We start from the raw sequence: 20,299 nt of genomic DNA on the forward strand, positions 1-20,299 counted from the left end.
TATTGGGTCTGTAGCTCAGCTGGTTAGAGCGCTCGCCTGATAAGCGGGAGGTCGGTGGTTCGAGTCCACTCAGACCCACCAATATCGACTAGATACCTAGATGGGGCTATAGCTCAGCTGGGAGAGCGCCTGCCTTGCACGCAGGAGGTCTGCGGTTCGATCCCGCATAGCTCCACCATCTTTAAGGGTTTTTCCTTAAAAATCTTTAAAAATGGTTTCGAAAGAAATCAAGCTCTTTAACAATTTGGAAAGCTGACTGATTGATTTACTTACGAGTAATTCAATCAAATTTAAAAGTTCTCAATGTTTATCTTTCATTAGATAAACACAACAAACACATTCAAGTGTCTTGTGTTCGAATCAAACTTAGTTTGATTCACAATTGAGTCCGGCAAACAGTTATCAAGAATTAACCCTTCTTGATGACAACCAAAAACCTTGGTTAGTTGCCATACACTAAGACCCTTTCGGGTTGTATGGTTAAGTGACTAAGCGTACACGGTGGATGCCTTGGCAGTCAGAGGCGATGAAAGACGTAATAACTTGCGATAAGCCCAGATTAGGTAGTAATAACCTTTTGAGTCTGGGATTTCTGAATGGGGAAACCCACGTGCATAAGCACGTATCCTGTTGTGAATACATAGCAACAGGAGGCAAACCGGGGGAACTGAAACATCTAAGTACCCCGAGGAAGAGAAATCAACCGAGATTCCGAAAGTAGCGGCGAGCGAAATTGGATTAGCCCTTAAGCTTTTAATGATGCAGGTGAAGAGTCTGGAAAGTCTCGCAATAAAGGGTGATAGCCCCGTAACCGACACATCATAATCAGTGAAATCGAGTAGGGCGGGACACGTGATATCCTGTCTGAATATGGGGGGACCATCCTCCAAGGCTAAATACTACTGACTGACCGATAGTGAACCAGTACCGTGAGGGAAAGGCGAAAAGAACCCCTGTGAGGGGAGTGAAATAGAACCTGAAACCGTGTACGTACAAGCAGTAGGAGCACCTTCGTGGTGTGACTGCGTACCTTTTGTATAATGGGTCAGCGACTTAATTTTAGTAGCAAGGTTAACCGTTTAGGGGAGCCGTAGGGAAACCGAGTCTTAACTGGGCGTACAGTTGCTAGGATTAGACCCGAAACCAGGTGATCTAGCCATGGGCAGGTTGAAGGTTGAGTAACATCAACTGGAGGACCGAACCGACTAATGTTGAAAAATTAGCGGATGACTTGTGGCTAGGGGTGAAAGGCCAATCAAACCTGGAGATAGCTGGTTCTCCCCGAAAGCTATTTAGGTAGCGCCTCGGACGAATACTACTGGGGGTAGAGCACTGTTAAGGCTAGGGGGTCATCCCGACTTACCAACCCTTTGCAAACTCCGAATACCAGTAAGTACTATCCGGGAGACACACGGCGGGTGCTAACGTCCGTCGTGGAGAGGGAAACAACCCAGACCGCCAGCTAAGGTCCCAAAGTATAGCTAAGTGGGAAACGATGTGGGAAGGCTCAGACAGCCAGGATGTTGGCTTAGAAGCAGCCATCATTTAAAGAAAGCGTAATAGCTCACTGGTCGAGTCGGCCTGCGCGGAAGATGTAACGGGGCTAAGCTATACACCGAAGCTGCGGCTACGTACCTTAGGGTATGTGGGGTAGGGGAGCGTTCTGTAAGCCGTTGAAGGTGGTCTGTAAGGGCTGCTGGAGGTATCAGAAGTGCGAATGCTGACATGAGTAACGATAAAGGGAGTGAAAAACTCCCTCGCCGGAAGACCAAGGGTTCCTGTCCAACGTTAATCGGGGCAGGGTAAGTCGACTCCTAAGGCGAGGCCGAAAGGCGTAGTCGATGGGAAACGGGTTAATATTCCCGTACTTCTTACAATTGCGATGGGGGGACGGAGAAGGCTAGGTGGGCCTGGCGACGGTTGTCCAGGTTCAAGTATGTAGGCGGAAAGTTTAGGTAAATCCGGACTTTCTTAACGCTGAGATACGATGTCGAGCTACTACGGTAGTGAAGTCATTGATGCCATGCTTCCAGGAAAAGCCTCTAAGCTTCAGATTGTAAGGAATCGTACCCCAAACCGACACAGGTGGTCGGGTAGAGAATACCAAGGCGCTTGAGAGAACTCGGGTGAAGGAACTAGGCAAAATGGTACCGTAACTTCGGGAGAAGGTACGCTCTTATCAGTGAAGTCCCTTGCGGATGGAGCAGACGAGAGTCGCAGATACCAGGTGGCTGCAACTGTTTATTAAAAACACAGCACTGTGCAAAATCGTAAGATGACGTATACGGTGTGACGCCTGCCCGGTGCCGGAAGGTTAATTGATGGGGTTAGACTTCGGTCGAAGCTCTTGATCGAAGCCCCGGTAAACGGCGGCCGTAACTATAACGGTCCTAAGGTAGCGAAATTCCTTGTCGGGTAAGTTCCGACCTGCACGAATGGCGTAATGATGGCCACGCTGTCTCCACCCGAGACTCAGTGAAATTGAAATCGCTGTGAAGATGCAGTGTACCCGCGGCTAGACGGAAAGACCCCGTGAACCTTTACTACAGCTTGGCACTGAACATTGAACCTACATGTGTAGGATAGGTGGGAGACTATGAAACCGCGTCGCTAGATGTGGTGGAGTCGTCCTTGAAATACCACCCTTGTAGTTTTGATGTTCTAACGTCGGTCCCTGAATCGGGATTACGGACAGTGCCTGGTGGGTAGTTTGACTGGGGCGGTCTCCTCCCAAAGAGTAACGGAGGAGCACGAAGGTGGGCTAAACACGGTTGGACATCGTGTGGTTAGTGCAATGGCATAAGCCCGCTTGACTGCGAGAATGACAATTCGAGCAGGTGCGAAAGCAGGTCATAGTGATCCGGTGGTTCTGAATGGAAGGGCCATCGCTCAACGGATAAAAGGTACTCCGGGGATAACAGGCTGATACCGCCCAAGAGTTCATATCGACGGCGGTGTTTGGCACCTCGATGTCGGCTCATCACATCCTGGGGCTGAAGTCGGTCCCAAGGGTATGGCTGTTCGCCATTTAAAGTGGTACGCGAGCTGGGTTTAGAACGTCGTGAGACAGTTCGGTCCCTATCTGCCGTGGGCGTTGGAAAATTGAAAGGGGCTGCTCCTAGTACGAGAGGACCGGAGTGGACGAACCTCTGGTGTTCGGGTTGTCATGCCAATGGCATTGCCCGGTAGCTAAGTTCGGAATCGATAACCGCTGAAAGCATCTAAGCGGGAAGCGAGCCTTGAGATGAGTTTTCCCTGGCGCTATAAGCGTCCTAAAGGGTTGTCGTAGACTACGACGTTGATAGGCAGGGTGTGTAAGTGCTGCGAGGCATTGAGCTAACCTGTACTAATTGCCCGTGAGGCTTAACCATACAACACCCAAGGGGTTTTGTGGACTCAATAGAAAGACCAGACCTTGAATGAGTTTGAAGAGAGACTTTTAAATCAGTTTTCCGAATTTTAAAATTTGCTTGGCGACCATAGCATTGTGGACCCACCTGATTCCATGCCGAACTCAGAAGTGAAACACAATAGCGCCGATGGTAGTGTGGGGTTTCCCCATGTGAGAGTAGGACATCGCCAGGCTTTAAATTAAATCTTTAGGTTGACCGACCTGGAGATATGGACGCTCACTTAGTGAGTTGACCACTGCGGAGTGGTAGTTCAGTTGGTTAGAATACCGGCCTGTCACGCCGGGGGTCGCGGGTTCGAGTCCCGTCCACTCCGCCACTTATTCGATAACCTCGCCTAGTGCGAGGTTTTTTCGAATCTGAAATAAGATAAAGTTTTAGGGGTGTAGCTCCAATTGGCAGAGCAGCGGATTCCAAATCCGCGTGTTGGGAGTTCGAATCTCTCCACCCCTGCCATATTTAAGGCTCTAGCAGAAATGCTAGAGCCTTTTTACTTTCTGAATCTAATTACGCCATTAGCAAAGCAGCGGATTCTCCGGCTTACCAAAATAGCGCGTGTTGGGAGTCTAAACTTCTACTCCTGCCACATACAAAGCCTCAGCAGAAATGCTATGGCTTTTTTACGTCTGTTGCTTCTTCGAAGCAATGTTGGGAGAACTAGGCGTCCTCCTAACTTGCCAGTCTGGTTGAATCTCCGGAGTGCCGACTCAGTCCTCCTCTGGCATATTTAAGGATCTAGACTGCACGTCCCGGTAGAAATACTAGACCCTTCTTGCTACTGCATCAGATGTTTTATAGATAAGTTTCGGTTCTAGAACATTGGTGTGCGAAGCTTTAACTCTAATTACAATTCCTCTTCGATCGTGGTTCTCTTTCTACACTTTATTATGCTTTCAATGCTTCACTTGAAAAGAGGGCCATGTATCTTTACTCGAATGTACTCAAACTGGTGGTTGCTTGTTGGCTAGTTTGGGAGCATTAGGTACAACAAAGAGTCGTGATTGCATAAACAGTCATGACGCTTAAATATAAAGGGGGCAACTTGTAGGATAGAGAGACGTGCTTACCGATGGACACAGGTACAAAAAAGGCCGCTTATACTAAGCGACCTTCGATTATATTTTTCGGTGTTAATCCAATTCTTTCTCAGCTTGTTTCGCTTTCTCTATCATAGGAGTAATTGTCGAACCTTGAACTAATATTGAGAACACAACAACAGCGTATGTCATGACAAGGATAATCTCTTTAACATCAATTGACTTGTCTTCAATAACCCAAATGCCTGAAGGGATTGAAAGTGCCATTGCTAGAGCTAGACCACCACGCAAACCGCCCCAGGTCAGGATCTTGATTGACCAAGGGTTGTAAGTTCTAAAACGTTTAAATCCAATATAAGACAAGAAAACACTTAGGTAGCGTGCACTTAGTACTAGAGGGACTGCGAATGCCATTAAAATCCAGTCTTCTTGGTGGAATTTGAATAACAGCATCGACATACCGATCAATAAGAACAATACGCCGTTTAAGAACTCATCGATTAACTCCCAAAAGTGATCTAGGTGATCCTCACTCTCTTTCGAGAATCCAATAAAGCGAGTCCAGTTACCAATCATGATACCTGATACCACCATCGCTAATGGTCCTGATACATGTAGAACTTCAGCAAATGCATAACCAGCAGTTGGGATGCCTATAGTTAATAGCAACTCCATTGAGTGATCATCGGTATTGCTGATTAGGTAGTGGAATACCAGACCTAAAACAAAACCGTAAACGATGCCGCCAATCGCCTCTTGGACAAATAACATTGTCACACTACCAACTGTCGGAGCCTCTGTTCCGAATGCAATGGTAAAGAGTGTTACGAAGATGACTAGGCCAAAACCGTCGTTGAATAGAGATTCTCCCTCGATTTGAGTAGAGATTCGTCTGGGAGCATCGAGTTTCTTTACTATGGCTAATACGGCAATTGGATCGGTTGGAGATATAAGAGACCCAAACAGTAAGCAATAAATCAGGTCAAATTGAATACCGATAAATTGACAAAACCCATAGAGCACAAATCCAATAAAGAAGGTTGAAAACAGTGTTGCACCTAATGCTAATACAGTTATTTCCCACTTCTGATCTTTTAAGTTTGGTAGTTTAATCCCCAAGCCGCCCGCGAAGAGTAAGAAACCTAATATTCCTTTCAGGAGGAAGTCTTCAAAGTTGATGCTGGCAACTGTCTCTGAGGCGATGTCTGCCAATTGGAACCAATTGTTTTGTCCTGCAATGATAATCAATAGAGATAACATCATTGAGCCAGCTGTAATGGCGATGGTTGTCTGCATTTTACCAATTTTGGTATTCACGAAAGCAATAAGCATGGCTGCAGCGGACAAGAAGCATAAGGTGTAATAGACCGACATTGGGATTCCAATATGTAACAAAGTATGAAAATTAATTTTCGTTGTCTCATGCTTAAATAGCAAACACTTTTTGTCATAGCTTAGTAATCAATTTCCTTTTTTAGACGTCTAGACTCCTTTTTAATGTGTGATAGGATGGAGGGATAATTAAAGGAATGAGGCTGTACCGTGGGAAGTAATGTAAGGCAAAAGATTGAGGCTCTGTTAAAGCAACGAATTTTACTGATTGATGGTGGCATGGGTACCATGATTCAGGATTATAAATTGGAAGAGCAGGACTATCGTGGTGAGCGCTTTGCTGATTGGCATAGTGACTTAAAAGGTAACAATGACCTTTTGGTACTTACACAACCTAAGCTTATCAAAGGTATCCACACGGAGTATTTGGAAGCAGGTGCAGATATCCTCGAAACCAATACCTTTAATGCAACAACCATTGCTATGGCCGACTATGATATGGAAAGTCTTAGCGAAGAAATTAACTATGCTGCTGCTAAACTGGCTCGAGAAGCGGCAGATGAATGGACAGCGAAGACGCCAGAGAAACCTCGTTTCGTGGCGGGTGTTTTAGGTCCAACTAACCGAACTTGTTCTCTCTCCCCAGATGTTAATGACCCGGGCTATCGTAATGTGAGCTTTGATGAACTTGTAGTGGCTTATTCTGAGTCGACTCGTGCTCTTATCAAAGGTGGGTCAGACCTTATTCTTATCGAGACTATCTTCGATACACTTAACGCGAAGGCATGCTCTTTTGCCGTTGAATCAGTCTTTGAAGAAATGGGTATCACTTTACCAGTTATGATCTCCGGTACTATCACCGATGCATCTGGTCGAACGCTTTCCGGACAAACGACGGAAGCATTCTACAACGCCCTTCGTCATGTAAAACCAATCTCGTTCGGTTTGAATTGTGCATTAGGCCCAGATGAATTGCGCGAATATGTCGGTGAGATGTCTCGTATCTCCGAGTGTCATGTTTCTGCACACCCTAACGCGGGTTTACCTAACGCATTTGGTGAGTATGACCTGTCTCCAGAAGATATGGCTGAACACGTCAAGGAATGGGCTGAAAGTGGCTTCTTGAACTTGATTGGTGGTTGTTGTGGTACGACGCCAGAACATATACGCCAAATGGCAAAAGCTGTTGAAAGTGTAACGCCGCGCCAATTACCAGATTTACCCGTCTCTTGTCGTCTCTCTGGTTTAGAGCCATTGACGATATCCAAGGAATCTCTGTTTGTTAACGTGGGTGAGCGAACCAACGTTACGGGCTCTGCTCGCTTTAAGCGCCTTATTAAAGAAGAGCTATATGATGAAGCTTTGAGTGTGGCTCGAGAGCAAGTTGAGAACGGCGCTCAAATTATCGATATCAACATGGATGAAGGGATGCTAGACGCTGAAGCGTGTATGGTTAAATTCCTAAATCTATGTGCATCTGAGCCTGAGATCTCGAAAGTACCAGTCATGGTCGACTCTTCAAAATGGGAAGTTATTGAAGCGGGTCTGAAATGTATTCAGGGTAAAGGCATCGTCAACTCTATCTCATTGAAGGAAGGGAAAGATAAGTTTGTCGAACAAGCGAAACTGGTTCGCCGATATGGTGCAGCGGTTATCGTGATGGCGTTCGATGAAGTTGGCCAAGCTGATACTCGAGAGCGTAAGGTTGAGATTTGTACTAATGCCTACAATATTCTGGTTGATGAAGTGGGTTTCCCACCTGAAGATATTATTTTTGACCCGAATATTTTTGCTGTGGCAACGGGTATTGATGAGCATAATAACTATGCGGTCGATTTCATTGAAGCGGTAGGAGACATCAAACGAGACTTACCTCATGCAATGATCTCTGGTGGTGTATCTAATGTTTCATTCTCATTCCGAGGTAATAACTACGTTCGTGAGGCTATCCACGCAGTATTCCTATATCACTGTTTTAAAAACGGTATGGATATGGGTATCGTAAATGCTGGGCAATTAGAGATTTACGATAATGTGCCTGAGGATTTGCGTGAAGCCGTTGAAGATGTGGTTCTAAACCGCCGAGATGACTCCACTGAGCGCTTGCTAGACATCGCGACTGAATATCTAGAACGTGCAGTGGGGAAAGTTGAAGATAAATCTGCTTTAGAGTGGCGTACCTGGCCAGTAGAAAAGCGCTTAGAACACTCTTTAGTGAAAGGTATTACCGACTTTATTATTGAAGATACCGAAGAAGCTCGTGTTAATGCCTCCCGCCCTATCGAGGTGATTGAAGGCCCATTAATGGATGGCATGAACGTGGTTGGTGACCTCTTTGGTGAAGGTAAGATGTTCCTTCCTCAAGTGGTGAAATCTGCACGTGTTATGAAGCAAGCAGTAGCCCATCTAGAACCATTTATTAATGCAACCAAAGATGTTGGTGCGACTAACGGAAAAATCTTACTTGCGACCGTAAAAGGTGATGTTCACGATATCGGTAAAAACATTGTGGGCGTTGTCTTGCAGTGTAACAACTACGAAATTATCGATTTAGGCGTGATGGTTTCATGCGAAAAAATCCTTAAGGTCGCTAAAGAAGAGAACGTCGATATCATTGGCCTTTCGGGTTTAATCACTCCTTCATTGGATGAGATGGTTCATGTGGCTAAAGAGATGGAGAGACAAGGCTTCAAACTGCCTCTTCTGATCGGTGGAGCAACCACATCCAAAGCGCATACAGCCGTTAAGATTGAACAGAACTACTCTGAGCCTGTGGTCTACGTAAACAATGCTTCACGTGCGGTGGGTGTATGTACCTCATTGCTATCTAACGAATTGAAGCCTGCATTTGTCGAGAAGTTGGATATTGATTACGACCGTGTGCGAGATCAGCACAATCGTAAGAAACCACGTACCAAGCCTGTTACGCTTGAGCGCGCTCGAGCTAATAAAGTGGCGATTGATTGGAGAGCTTATACGCCGCCGGCCCCCGCTAAGCCTGGAGTGCACATCTTCAATGATTTTGATGTTGCGACTTTACGTCAGTACATCGACTGGACTCCATTCTTTATGACATGGTCGCTAGTCGGAAAGTACCCTGCAATTCTTGCTCATGAAGAAGTGGGCGAGGAAGCGAAACGCTTATTCAAAGATGCGAATGATTTATTGGATCGAGTACAGAAAGAGAAGTTACTTGAAGCTCGTGGGATGTGTGCGATGTTCCCTGCCAACAGCGTTGGCGATGATATCGAAGTGTATACCGATGAATCTCGTACTGAAGTGTTAAAGGTTTTGCACAACCTTCGTCAACAAACCGAGAAGCCAAAAGGTTTTAACTACTGTTTGTCTGATTATATTGCTCCGAAAGATAGTGGTAAAGCGGACTGGATTGGTGGCTTTGCGGTGACTGGTGGTATAGGTGAGCGAGAGCTTGCTGATGAGTACAAAGCCAACGGTGATGACTACAACGCAATTATGATCCAGGCGGTTGCTGACCGATTGGCTGAAGCGTTCGCTGAATACTTGCATAAAGAAGTGAGAAAGGACATTTGGGGCTACTCGCCGGATGAGGATTTGTCTAATGACGATTTGATTCGCGAGAAGTACCAAGGTATTCGTCCAGCTCCGGGTTACCCTGCTTGCCCAGAACATACCGAAAAAGGTACGTTGTGGGAGTTGATGGACGTTGAAAAAGCGATCGACATGTCACTAACCACGAGCTACGCAATGTGGCCTGGTGCTTCAGTGTCTGGTATGTATTTCTCACATCCTGATGCTAGATATTTTGCAATTGCACAGATTCAACAGGATCAAGTGGATAGCTATGCCGACCGTAAAGGTTGGGATATGTTGGAAGCTGAGAAGTGGTTAGGTCCAAACATTAACTAGTTTGAATCTATGACGAACTTTGATTCGTAACGTAAAAAAGAGAAAGGGTTGCTTAATAGCAACCCTTTTTGTATCTGTAATTTAGTTATTTATCTGTCGATGATAAACGGACTATCTATTCAAATAACTCTTGATGAAGTTTTTGAATCGCCAACTTAGACACAGATTCATCTAGCAAGAAGCATAGGTTGTGTGGGCTTGCTCCGTAACAAATCATACGTAGGTTGAAATCTTCTAGAGTGCCGAATACCTGCTTTGCATAGCCTTTGCTTTCGCTCATGTTGTTACCAATAAGAGCAACAAGGCATAGGTCGTGTTCAATATCCACGGAACACAGTTCTTCAAGCTCAAGGCGAGCGGCTTCTGGTAACTCAGGGGCACCACCAGATGTATCGGTTTGATCGAGTGTCAGTGAAACACTGATCTCTGAGGTAGTGATAAGATCGACCGAGATCTTATGTTTAGCAAGGATCTCGAACACCTTCGCCAAAAAGCCATAGGCATGGAACATGTTAGCGCTGCGTAGCGTAACCATGGTTTGATTGCAGCGTAGGGCAAGCGCTCTGAACAGAGGAGAGCTTTCAACTTGTTGACGAATCCATGTTCCACCGAGCTCTGGCGCTTTTGATGAGCCGACAAAAACCGGGATTTGATGGCGTAGTGCCGGGACTAGAGTCGAAGGGTGTAATATCTTCGCGCCAAAATTTGCCATCTCAGATGCTTCACTGAAGCTGATCTCTGGGATAGGAGATGCTTTCGATGCGATGCGTGGATCTGTGGTGTAGATACCTGGAACATCAGTCCAAATTTCTAAGCCAATCGCTTGTACCGACTCCGCAATCAGTGCAGCTGAATAATCACTGCCGCCACGACCTAACGTTGTGGTGTTACCTTCGCTGTCGGCACCGATAAAACCTTGGGTAACGACAACTTGTTCTTCGCAAAGTGGAATCAGTTTCTGCTGTGCAAGGGCTGCAATATCTTCCAGTTGTGGTTCTGCTTTACCGAAATCATCATTGGTGCGCATCACTTCTCTGATATCAAAACGAACCGCTGGTGTACCACGTTCGCGAATGATTTGAGTGAGGATATGTGTCGACATCAGTTCACCACAGGCGACAAGGTGATCAGTCAGCTTTGTGCTTACTTGGAATGATGCTGCTTCGGCTGCACTCACAATATCATCGAGAATGTTATGAACCTCTTTCTCGACACAGCTCGGATCGGCTAACTGAGCAAGAATCGTATTATGAATGTCGGTTAACTGTGTGACTGATTCTTGGCGACGAGTTTTATCTTGAACACCATTCGCGAGTTCAACAAGCAGGTTAGTGACGCCTGAGCACGCGCTGCTCACGACCAGTTTCGTATTCGAGTTATTTTCAATAATGGCAGCACAACGGCTCATTGCTTCAAAGTTGGCAACACTTGTTCCACCAAACTTAGCGACATTAAAAGAACCAGCTACATTAGATGCACTCACGATATATCTCCCACGACTTCCTAAAATAAAATTACGGTTGGGTAATCCAACGTCCGATGTTTTTCGAAGAGAGTATTTAGAGCAAAAAGAGAGGAATTATTAGAATAGTAACCTCAGAAGCTCCTCACCATATAGAAATGGCGACAGTTGCCGGGATTCAGCCCGCTCAACCGATAATAAAGGTCCTGCATCCTTTTATTATCTCGGCACTGCTCCCCCTTAATGTTTTGTATTGGAAATGCGGTTCCACAAAACATCTGCCTGGGCAGCGCTCCTCTTCTGCTAGATAGCCATTTCATTGAACGTGTTTGCGGTAACAATGTCAATCCGTAACTGGAGATATTTAAAAAATAATTTTAACAATTATGTGACACTGGTGTGACCTCAATACTTATGGCTAATTGCTGAGGTAATCAATTTGCTTTAGGGTGGATTGTTCACAACATTAACGTAAGGGATGTACATGTCTAATTTAACACTCACTACTGCTATTGATAGCTTTTATCCGCCGCACCGAACGTTAATGGGACCGGGGCCCTCAGACATTTCGCCTCAAGTTCTACAGGCCTTGAGCCGCCCAACCATTGGTCACCTCGATCCGTTGTTTATCGCGATGATGGATGAATTGAAACAACTTCTTAAGTATGCATTCCAAACAGAGAATGAGTTTACGATTGCCGTTTCTGCTCCAGGCAGTGCGGGTATGGAAACGTGTTTTGTTAACTTGATTGAGCCTGGCGAGAAGGTGATTGTTTGTCGCAACGGTGTTTTCGGTGAACGTATGCGAGAGAATGTTGTGCGTTGTGGTGGTGAAGCGATCCTTGTTGATGATGAGTGGGGCAAACCCGTCTCTGTGGAAAAGGTAGAAAAGGCATTGGCAGAAAACCCAGATGCTGTTGCTGTCGCATTTGTGCATGCAGAAACGTCTACTGGCGCGTTATCGGATGCTCAAGCGATTTCCGCAGTCGCTAGTCAATTTGATGCATTATCGATTGTGGATGCGGTGACATCATTAGGTGGTGTGCCATTGTTGGTTGATGAATGGCAACTCGATGCGGTTTATTCAGGCAGTCAAAAGTGTCTATCTTGCGTTCCTGGACTGTCTCCAGTGACTTTCTCTCAACGTGCGGTTGAGAAGATGAAGGCGCGCAAAACACCGGTACAAAGCTGGTTCCTAGATCAGAGCTTGGTATTGGGTTATTGGAGTGGAGAAGGTAAGCGTAGTTACCACCATACTGCACCCGTCAATAGCCTCTATGCTCTGCATGAGTCGTTGGTTCTATTGAAAAATGAAGGCCTAGACAATGCTTGGTCACGTCACTATGCGATGCACCAAGAACTTAAAGCTGGCGTAGAAGCTTTAGGATTAAAATTTGTGGTTGATGAAGAGAGTCGCCTACCTCAATTGAATGCGCTTTACTTCCCTGAAGGAATTGATGAAGCCAAAATCAGAACACAACTTCTAGAAGAATATAACCTTGAAATAGGTGCTGGCCTTGGCTCTTTAGCTGGAAAGGCTTGGCGTATTGGTTTAATGGGTTATGGCGCTCGAAAAGAGAATGTCGCTTTGTGCTTAAAAGCGTTACAAGACGTTCTAAAATAGTAGCTATAAACTGAAGTTCAAAAGAAAAGCGCACGAGAGATCGTGCGCTTTTTTGTGTCTAGGCTAAACGTCATTACAGCAAAATGATTCTAGATCCCTTGGCATCATTTAGCTGAAGAAATGTTGTTTTCTGCTTCTGATATCTTCTTATACTGAACCTTTGAAAAGTCTCGATTTGGGAACAAGAAGCTCGCTTCACTACGAATTTGTTCTGCTTTGCTGTGATCGCCCAACCCTTGATACGCGAGAATCAGGTTACTGTAGAAAGCAGGCCTTGGTTTACTCTTTATGATCTCTAGCGACCAATCTATATAAGGCTGGATCAGGCTAGGATCGGCTTTGTAGAGGCCAATATTTAGATAGGTACTGTACACGTCCCAATCATAGCGATCTTTCCATACTACGGGGTTCGTTACCTGCTTAAGAATGTCCGGGTTTTTCGGCTTAGACAGTTCAAATTTAGTGAGTACATAATTGGTATGTAAGGCACTAAGCATGTAAAAACTCACCAAGATAGGAACGACTAAGCTCGACACTCTGAATATGGTTTTACTGACGATACTAAACGGCTGCTGATAGTGGCGAGAAGTCCGTTGATCGACCCAGTAAATCAAAATGATAAAGGTTATCCAGTGAATCGCCGAGTGGTAAAAAGGATACTCAAGCTGAGAATGTAAGAGTATCGGTATGAACAGCGCAAGTAGTGCTAGACGTGTTCCTTTCGCTGAGTTAGCTATGCGTGACATCACCAATACCGCAGCAATCAAGATACCGATAATTGGTACAATTCCACCTTCTACTCCCCAAAACAGAAACTCATTATGTGGGTGATCCATTGAGGGAAGGCCGGGATGATAATTTGAGTTAAGTTGATGTTGGCGAGCCGTGTATAGCGTGTATTCGGATTCGAATTTTCCGTAGCCATAACCGGTAAATGGCTTTTCGATCATCATATCGAGCGCTTGTGGGAAGGTATAGGCTCGTGGACTTTCTAAGTTTGCTTTTTTACTGGCGAAACTATCAGTTGCGCTGAGGCTGATCACCGAAAAAGCGACGACGATACCGACTACCACTGATGCGCACCATCCGTAGAAGCGTTTCTTAGTAGAGAACTTGTATAGATAAGGCAGAATGCAGACAAACCCGATTACGGCAGCCAACCATCCGGTACGTGATGCGATGATGATCAGCAAAGGTACGGTTAAGGTTGGTGTTAGGTATAGTAAGAACGACTCGCTAATTTTGTGATTATATTTAGCTGGCTGTCTTGCTAAAAGATACGCTGAAAGCACAAAACCTGTAGCAAGAAAGCTTGCCATGACATTCGGTTGTTGGAATATCCCATAAGGTCTATTGGCCGCAGTGTTGTAACCAAATAGGTTGCCAGGTTCCAATAAGAAATATTGCACATAGCCAAAAAGTGCTTGTAGAACGACGGCAAGAACAATGAACCACAACATACGTTGTTTGTGTTTGTTACTGAATTTAAATTGCTGAAGCACCACGAATAAGGCGAAGCCCGCCCACAATCCTAGTAGTCGGCCTGATGCGGCTTGAGGAGAGGCGTTGCTGTAAAGAATGGGTAGCGTCAGTATTACGCAGCTTATCAGCAAGCCAACGGTTAACTTTGAATATTTGAGTGCTCGGTTAGTGGCAAGCTGGTAGAAGCCAATCGCCAACGTAAAACTAAGAGCTAACCAAGTGGTCGGATTAAAGGATAAAGCGAGGCCTGAGCCTCCAGGGTTGGGCATAAAAAAATGCATGGCTAATAAGAATACAACAGCTAAAGAGGCAAGGAATGCCTTGTTAAGCGGAAGCTGAGCTCTCTGATTTTCTAGCTGGGTACCGCTAGTATGTATTGTTGCCATAAATCCCTAACCTTATAAAAACAGAGCTTGTTCCTTCTGAAACAAGCTCTGTTACTTTAACATTTTTCTATCTGCTCGCAGGGAGCTATTTTACACCTACTTCAAATTTAACATAGGCTTAAGGAAGCGAGCAGTGTGCGAACCTTCGACTAATGCCACATCTTCAGGTGTACCTTCTGCAACAATTTCACCGCCTCCTTGACCACCTTCAGGGCCAAGATCTAGGATCCAGTCCGCTGTTTTGACGACGTCTAGGTTATGCTCAATCACGACAACCGTATTACCGTGATCACGTAATCTATGCAGTACCGTTAACAGTTGCTGGATATCATGGAAGTGTAGGCCTGTTGTTGGCTCATCGAGAATGTATAAGGTTTTCCCCGTGTCTCTTTTAGACAATTCACGCGCTAATTTAACGCGTTGCGCTTCACCACCAGATAAGGTTGTCGCTGCTTGTCCGAGGCGAATGTAGGAAAGACCAACATCCATCAATGTTTGCAGCTTACGAGCGATAACGGGTACCGGGTTGAAGTATTCACGAGCATCTTCGACAGTCATATCTAGAACTTCGTCAATGGTTTTACCCTTGTAGCGGACCTCTAGAGTCTCACGGTTATAACGCTTACCTTTACACACATCACACGGTACATACACATCTGGCAAGAAATGCATCTCTACTTTGATGACACCGTCTCCCTGACACGCTTCACAGCGACCACCACGAACGTTAAAACTGAATCGACCTGGCTTGTAGCCACGAGATCGTGATTCTTGGGTACCTGCAAATAACTCACGAATTGGCGTGAAAATACCAGTGTAGGTTGCAGGGTTTGATCTAGGGGTGCGACCGATAGGGCTTTGATCAATATCGATCACTTTGTCGAAATGCTCTAAGCCTTTTATCTTTTTGTGCTGCGCTGGAACTGCGGTTGTTGCACCGTTTAATTGAGTGTGGGCAACTTTAAAGAAGGTGTCATTGATTAGTGTAGACTTACCTGACCCCGATACCCCCGTAATACAGCTGAACAAGCCTACGGGGATCGTCGCAGTGACATTCTTTAGGTTGTTCCCCGTTGCGCCAACGATCTCGACAACCTTTTTCTTGTCGATAGGCGTTCTTTGTGTTGGTATCGCAATTTCTTTAGCGCCGCTCAGGTATTGTCCAGTTAAAGAATTCGGGTTTTCGATGATGTCTTGCATGGTGCCTTCTGCGACCACGTGTCCACCATGCACACCTGCACCTGGGCCGATATCGATAACATGGTCAGCGCAACGAATTGCATCTTCGTCATGCTCAACAACAAGCACGGTATTTCCTAAATCTCTTAGGTGAACCAGAGTTTGCAGTAGACGTTCATTATCACGCTGGTGGAGGCCAATCGATGGCTCATCCAGCACATACATAACGCCAACTAAACCGGCACCAATTTGACTTGCTAGACGAATTCTTTGCGCTTCACCACCAGACAGTGTTTCTGCACTGCGTGATAAGTTCAGATAATTCAAACCCACATTCACCAAGAAATGCAGACGATCATTGATCTCTTTCATCACTTTATCAGCAATTTGCCCACGCTGGCCGCTAAGCGATAAGTTTTGGAAAAACTCTAGTGCATCAGCAATACTGAGCTGAACGATTTCTGGCAGTGTGGTATCGCCAATAAAGACATTTCGAGCTTCTAATCTTAAGCGCGTACCATCACAGCTAGAACATGATTTCGTTGATATGTACTTGGCAAGATCTTCACGCACCGCGCTAGATTCAGTGTCGCGGTAACGGCGTTCCAGCGTATTTAAAATACCTTCAAATGGGTGACGCTTGACTCGGATATCACCACGATCATTGATGTACTTGAATTCAACTTCAGTTCTACCTGAACCCTTGAGGATGATTTCTTGGGTTTTCTTTGGTAGAGAATTAAATGGCGCATAAAGGTCAAAACCATAATGATCTGATAGCGATGTCAGCATCTGGAAATAGTAATAATTTTTCTGATCCCAGCCTTTAATCGCACCTTCAGCAATACTTAGGTTCTCATCTAAAATTACTCGACTTGGATCAAAATATTGTTGAACACCAAGGCCATCACACGTACCACACGCCCCTGCCGGGTTATTGAATGAGAACAGTCGAGGCTCGAGTTCTTGCATGCTGTAGCCACATTTTGGACAAGCGAAGTTTGCAGAGAATACGATCTCTTCTTGTTCTTTATCCTCCATCCAACCGACTACGGCGATGCCACCAGAGAGCTCTAATGTTGTCTCAAACGATTCAGCTAAACGCTGTTGAAGATCTGGGCGAACCTTAAAGCGATCAACGACAACTTCAATGGTGTGCTTCTTGTGCAGTTCCAATGTGGGTGGATCGGACAAATCACAGGTCTCGCCATCAATACGGGCACGGATAAAGCCTTGAGCCGCTAGGTTCTCAAGCGTTTTAACGTGCTCACCTTTACGTTCTTTGACTATCGGAGCCAACAGCATCATCTTTGAACCAGCAGGCAGTTCTAAGACTTTATCGACCATTTGACTGATGGTTTGTGCTGCAAGAGGGGTATTGTGATCAGGGCAGCGCGGTTCACCGACACGAGCATAAAGTAGTCTTAGGTAATCATAGACTTCAGTGATGGTGCCAACCGTTGAACGAGGATTGTGAGAAGTTGATTTCTGTTCGATGGAGATGGCTGGAGATAAACCTTCGATGTGGTCGACATCAGGCTTTTCCATGAGAGATAGAAATTGACGAGCGTAGGCCGACAAAGACTCAACATAACGACGTTGACCTTCTGCGTAGAGGGTATCAAACGCAAGTGACGACTTTCCTGAACCTGATAATCCAGTGATAACCGTTAGCTTATCACGAGGTATGGTTAGGTTAATGTCTTTGAGGTTATGCGTACGAGCGCCTCTAATTTCTATTTTATCCATCTCAACAGACCATGTAATTTTAAGTGGCTAAAGTATTACATAGAGTGAGATTTGTGCAAAGTTTTACTGGATAAAAAAACAGTAATAAAAAAGGGCGACTCTTTTGAGTCACCCTTGGAATCATTTAATGTGCTGCTAACCAACCGCTTATTGCGATCAGTTAAATAACTAAATAGTTAAACAACTCAATAGCTAAACAGCAAGTAAGCCAAAATTAGCGATTAAGCTTCTTTTGTTGTTGAGTACTTACCTAGCTCGATTTGTTGTTGGTCTTTTTTGTATAGGTTTTCAAAGCAGTAATTTGTTGCTTCGATGTAGCCTTCAACACTACCGCAGTCAAAACGTTGGCCTTTAAATTTGTAAGCCAATACGCAGCCTGCTTTTGCTTGTTTTAGCAATGCATCAGTGATCTGGATTTCGCCGCCTTTGCCTGGTTCAGTCTGCTCGATAAGCTCAAAGATATCTGGAGTCAGGATATAACGGCCAATGATCGCTAGGTTGCTTGGAGCAGTACCTGGTTCTGGCTTTTCTACCATGTCATCGACACGGAAAAGATCGTCTTTGATCATCTCGCCCGAAATAACACCGTATTTATGAGTTTCGTTTTCAGGCACTTCTTGCACTGCAACGATTGAGCAACGGAACTGTTTGTATAGCGCAACCATTTGAGCCAGAACGCCTTGCTGCTCGTTTACACAAAGGTCATCAGCAAGCACAACGGCAAAAGGTTCATCACCCACAAGCTCACGACCAGTCAAGATAGCATGACCTAGGCCTTTCATTTCGCGTTGACGAATGTAGGTGAAGTTTGCTGCTTCAATCGTCTCACGAATATTGATCAGTAAATCTTCTTTATTGGTGCCGCTGATCTGGTGCTCAAGCTCGTAGTTCTTATCAAAGTGGTCCATCAATGAATGCTTACCACGGCCAGTCACGATGCACATTCCATCCATACCGGCTTCAATTGCTTCTTCTACGCCGTATTCAATTAGAGGTTTGTTTACAACGGGCATCATTTCTTTCGGCATTGACTTGGTTGCAGGTAAGAAGCGAGTACCGTAGCCAGCTGCCGGGAAAAGGCACTTTTTGATCATGATAAGACCCTTTATCTATAATAATTATGGATTCAACCTAGGTGGTTGATATTTCTGAGGGCAACTCTAGCATAAGTAATGTCAAAAATTCAGCAACAATCCGTATGGTTCACTAGAGTTTTCCTTAAAATTATCGTCAGTTTAAGAGGCCGATCCATTATGCAAGCAGGTTCTGGTTTGCCCAGGCAATAGCTTGGACTCTATTTTTAACGGCTAACTTACGAAATATTTGATAAAGATGAGATTTGACCGTGAATTCGCTAATAAACAAATCATCGGCTATTTGAGTGTTTGATGAGCCAGATTGAAGGCAACGAATGACTTGCAGCTCTCTAATAGTTAAGTCGACATTGGTGGGGGTTGTATTGGTGATCACGATGTTTCGATAGTAGAACAACAATTGGCTTGCCACTTTTCTAGGTAGCCAATTGTCTCCATTGATCACCTCTTCAAGTCCCTTCGCTATTTTGGCTTTCTCTTCAGTGTTGTAAAACAAACCTTTTAATACGCCAAACGTAATTAACTCCGATGTAGGCAGTGCCTTGGGGACGTTGAATAGAATGATCTCATGATTTTTCCACATCACGGGTAGATTTGGATGAAGGTTCGTTAACTGAGGTACCTCTTTGTAATCAACGAGCAAAATTCGGTTGCTCTGCTTTCGGTCAAATAACATCAGATCATCTGGTATCATCTTGAAAAGGGTTAGAGACAAAAACTTTTCTATCTCTTTAACATGTAAATAGGTGTTACTCGGATCGATACAGATAAAATGCAAAGTGCGAGCATATCGAGATTTTCTCATTGAAACTCCTTGTTGATCTGGGTTTAGATTTCACGTTGTCATGCATGCTTTCGCTTCTCTAGAGCGTTTCTTGTGACTTGCGTTGAATATCAACTTGGAAAGTAAATGAGAGGTTTGTAAGTGGAGAAAAAAGCAACATCGATCTGAATATCATGATTTGTTACGTTTTTATTCTTTGTAGTGAGGCGAGAATAGGAATGCGATTTATCACTGCAGAAAAGCATGCTATTCTTGTGCGCTAAAATTTTCTGAGACTATGAATTTAGACGGAGCAAATCATGGCTAGCCGTGGAGTTAACAAAGTTATATTAGTGGGTAACCTAGGTAATGACCCTGAAATTCGTTACATGCCAAATGGCGGCGCAGTAGCGAACATTACCATTGCAACGTCAGAGTCATGGCGTGACAAAGCAACTGGCGAACAGCGTGAAAAAACAGAATGGCACCGTGTTGCTCTGTTTGGCAAGCTGGCGGAAGTTGCTGGTGAGTACCTACGTAAAGGTTCTCAAGTTTACATTGAAGGTCAACTTCAAACTCGTAAATGGCAAGATCAAAGCGGTCAAGACCGTTACACGACAGAAGTGGTTGTTCAAGGCTTCAACGGTGTAATGCAAATGCTTGGTGGCCGTGCTCAAGGTGGTGCTCCTGCTCAAGGCGGTATGGGTAACAACAACCAACAGCAAGGTGGTTGGGGTCAGCCACAGCAGCCACAACAACAGCAGCAACAATACAGTGCTCCAGCTCAACAGCAGCCAAAAGCACCTCAACAAGCTCCACAACAGGCTCAACCTCAATATAATGAGCCACCGATGGATTTTGATGATGACATCCCATTTTAAGCCCTGTTTTTA

9 protein-coding genes, 4 tRNA genes, 2 rRNA genes and 1 riboswitch are annotated in these 20,299 nt (G+C 45.0%); of the genes, 9 read left to right on the forward strand and 6 right to left on the reverse strand.

Annotated elements, in window-relative coordinates; genetic code table 11:
* The first annotated feature begins 4 nt into the window (after nucleotides 1–4).
* The 6 genes from AC3CKG_RS01455 to AC3CKG_RS01480 all read left to right on the forward strand — a co-directional run bounded on the left by AC3CKG_RS01455 (nucleotide 5) and on the right by AC3CKG_RS01480 (nucleotide 3,866).
* Nucleotides 5–81: transfer RNA gene (locus AC3CKG_RS01455), tRNA-Ile, on the forward strand.
* Between the two features lie 21 nt (nucleotides 82–102).
* Nucleotides 103–178: transfer RNA gene (locus tag AC3CKG_RS01460), tRNA-Ala, on the forward strand.
* Nucleotides 179–478: 300 nt separating this feature from the next.
* A 23S ribosomal RNA gene (locus AC3CKG_RS01465) occupies nucleotides 479–3,371 on the forward strand.
* A 98-nt stretch (nucleotides 3,372–3,469) separates the two neighbouring features.
* Nucleotides 3,470–3,585: ribosomal RNA gene (gene rrf, locus AC3CKG_RS01470) — 5S ribosomal RNA — on the forward strand.
* A gap of 67 nt (nucleotides 3,586–3,652) precedes the next feature.
* A tRNA-Asp gene (locus AC3CKG_RS01475) sits at nucleotides 3,653–3,729 on the forward strand.
* Nucleotides 3,730–3,789: 60 nt separating this feature from the next.
* A tRNA-Trp gene (locus tag AC3CKG_RS01480) sits at nucleotides 3,790–3,866 on the forward strand.
* 674 nt (nucleotides 3,867–4,540) lie between these two features.
* Here AC3CKG_RS01480 and AC3CKG_RS01485 read toward each other — a convergent pair.
* Nucleotides 4,541–5,821 (reverse strand): cation:proton antiporter, encoded by a 1,281-nt coding sequence (locus AC3CKG_RS01485; protein WP_017109389.1) that lies wholly within the window; start codon nucleotides 5,819–5,821, stop codon nucleotides 4,541–4,543.
* A 168-nt stretch (nucleotides 5,822–5,989) separates the two neighbouring features.
* Between AC3CKG_RS01485 and metH the strand changes: the two genes are divergently transcribed.
* Complete coding sequence (gene metH, locus AC3CKG_RS01490; protein WP_488528714.1) at nucleotides 5,990–9,667, forward strand: methionine synthase; 3,678 nt, start codon at nucleotides 5,990–5,992, stop codon at nucleotides 9,665–9,667.
* A gap of 115 nt (nucleotides 9,668–9,782) precedes the next feature.
* Here the strand turns inward: metH and lysC are convergent, their stop codons facing one another.
* Nucleotides 9,783–11,150, reverse strand: a complete 1,368-nt coding sequence (lysC, locus tag AC3CKG_RS01495) for a lysine-sensitive aspartokinase 3 (protein WP_488528715.1) — start codon at nucleotides 11,148–11,150, stop codon at nucleotides 9,783–9,785.
* 109 nt (nucleotides 11,151–11,259) lie between these two features.
* Nucleotides 11,260–11,437, reverse strand: a riboswitch (Lysine riboswitch).
* A gap of 176 nt (nucleotides 11,438–11,613) precedes the next feature.
* Between lysC and AC3CKG_RS01500 the strand changes: the two genes are divergently transcribed.
* Nucleotides 11,614–12,753 carry an aminotransferase class V-fold PLP-dependent enzyme gene (locus tag AC3CKG_RS01500; RefSeq protein ID WP_372203036.1) on the forward strand — a complete coding sequence of 380 codons (1,140 nt, stop codon included), beginning with the start codon at nucleotides 11,614–11,616 and terminating at the stop codon, nucleotides 12,751–12,753.
* 104 nt (nucleotides 12,754–12,857) lie between these two features.
* Here the strand turns inward: AC3CKG_RS01500 and AC3CKG_RS01505 are convergent, their stop codons facing one another.
* The 4 genes from AC3CKG_RS01505 to AC3CKG_RS01520 all read right to left on the reverse strand — a co-directional run bounded on the left by AC3CKG_RS01505 (nucleotide 12,858) and on the right by AC3CKG_RS01520 (nucleotide 19,448).
* Nucleotides 12,858–14,621: a PglL family O-oligosaccharyltransferase gene (locus AC3CKG_RS01505; protein WP_488528716.1), complete on the reverse strand. Its 1,764-nt coding sequence runs from the start codon at nucleotides 14,619–14,621 to the stop codon at nucleotides 12,858–12,860.
* 96 nt (nucleotides 14,622–14,717) lie between these two features.
* Nucleotides 14,718–17,549, reverse strand: coding sequence for an excinuclease ABC subunit UvrA (uvrA, locus tag AC3CKG_RS01510; protein ID WP_488528717.1), 2,832 nt, complete (start codon nucleotides 17,547–17,549; stop codon nucleotides 14,718–14,720).
* A 221-nt stretch (nucleotides 17,550–17,770) separates the two neighbouring features.
* Nucleotides 17,771–18,643 carry a UTP--glucose-1-phosphate uridylyltransferase GalU gene (gene galU, locus AC3CKG_RS01515; protein ID WP_488528718.1) on the reverse strand — a complete coding sequence of 291 codons (873 nt, stop codon included), beginning with the start codon at nucleotides 18,641–18,643 and terminating at the stop codon, nucleotides 17,771–17,773.
* A 157-nt stretch (nucleotides 18,644–18,800) separates the two neighbouring features.
* Nucleotides 18,801–19,448, reverse strand: a complete 648-nt coding sequence (locus AC3CKG_RS01520; protein ID WP_488528719.1) for a LuxR C-terminal-related transcriptional regulator — start codon at nucleotides 19,446–19,448, stop codon at nucleotides 18,801–18,803.
* 278 nt (nucleotides 19,449–19,726) lie between these two features.
* Between AC3CKG_RS01520 and AC3CKG_RS01525 the strand changes: the two genes are divergently transcribed.
* Nucleotides 19,727–20,287, forward strand: a complete 561-nt coding sequence (locus tag AC3CKG_RS01525; RefSeq protein WP_099167463.1) for a single-stranded DNA-binding protein — start codon at nucleotides 19,727–19,729, stop codon at nucleotides 20,285–20,287.
* The last annotated feature ends 12 nt before the right edge of the window (nucleotides 20,288–20,299 follow it).

This window comes from Vibrio sp. QJM3NY_15 (assembly GCF_057785995.1).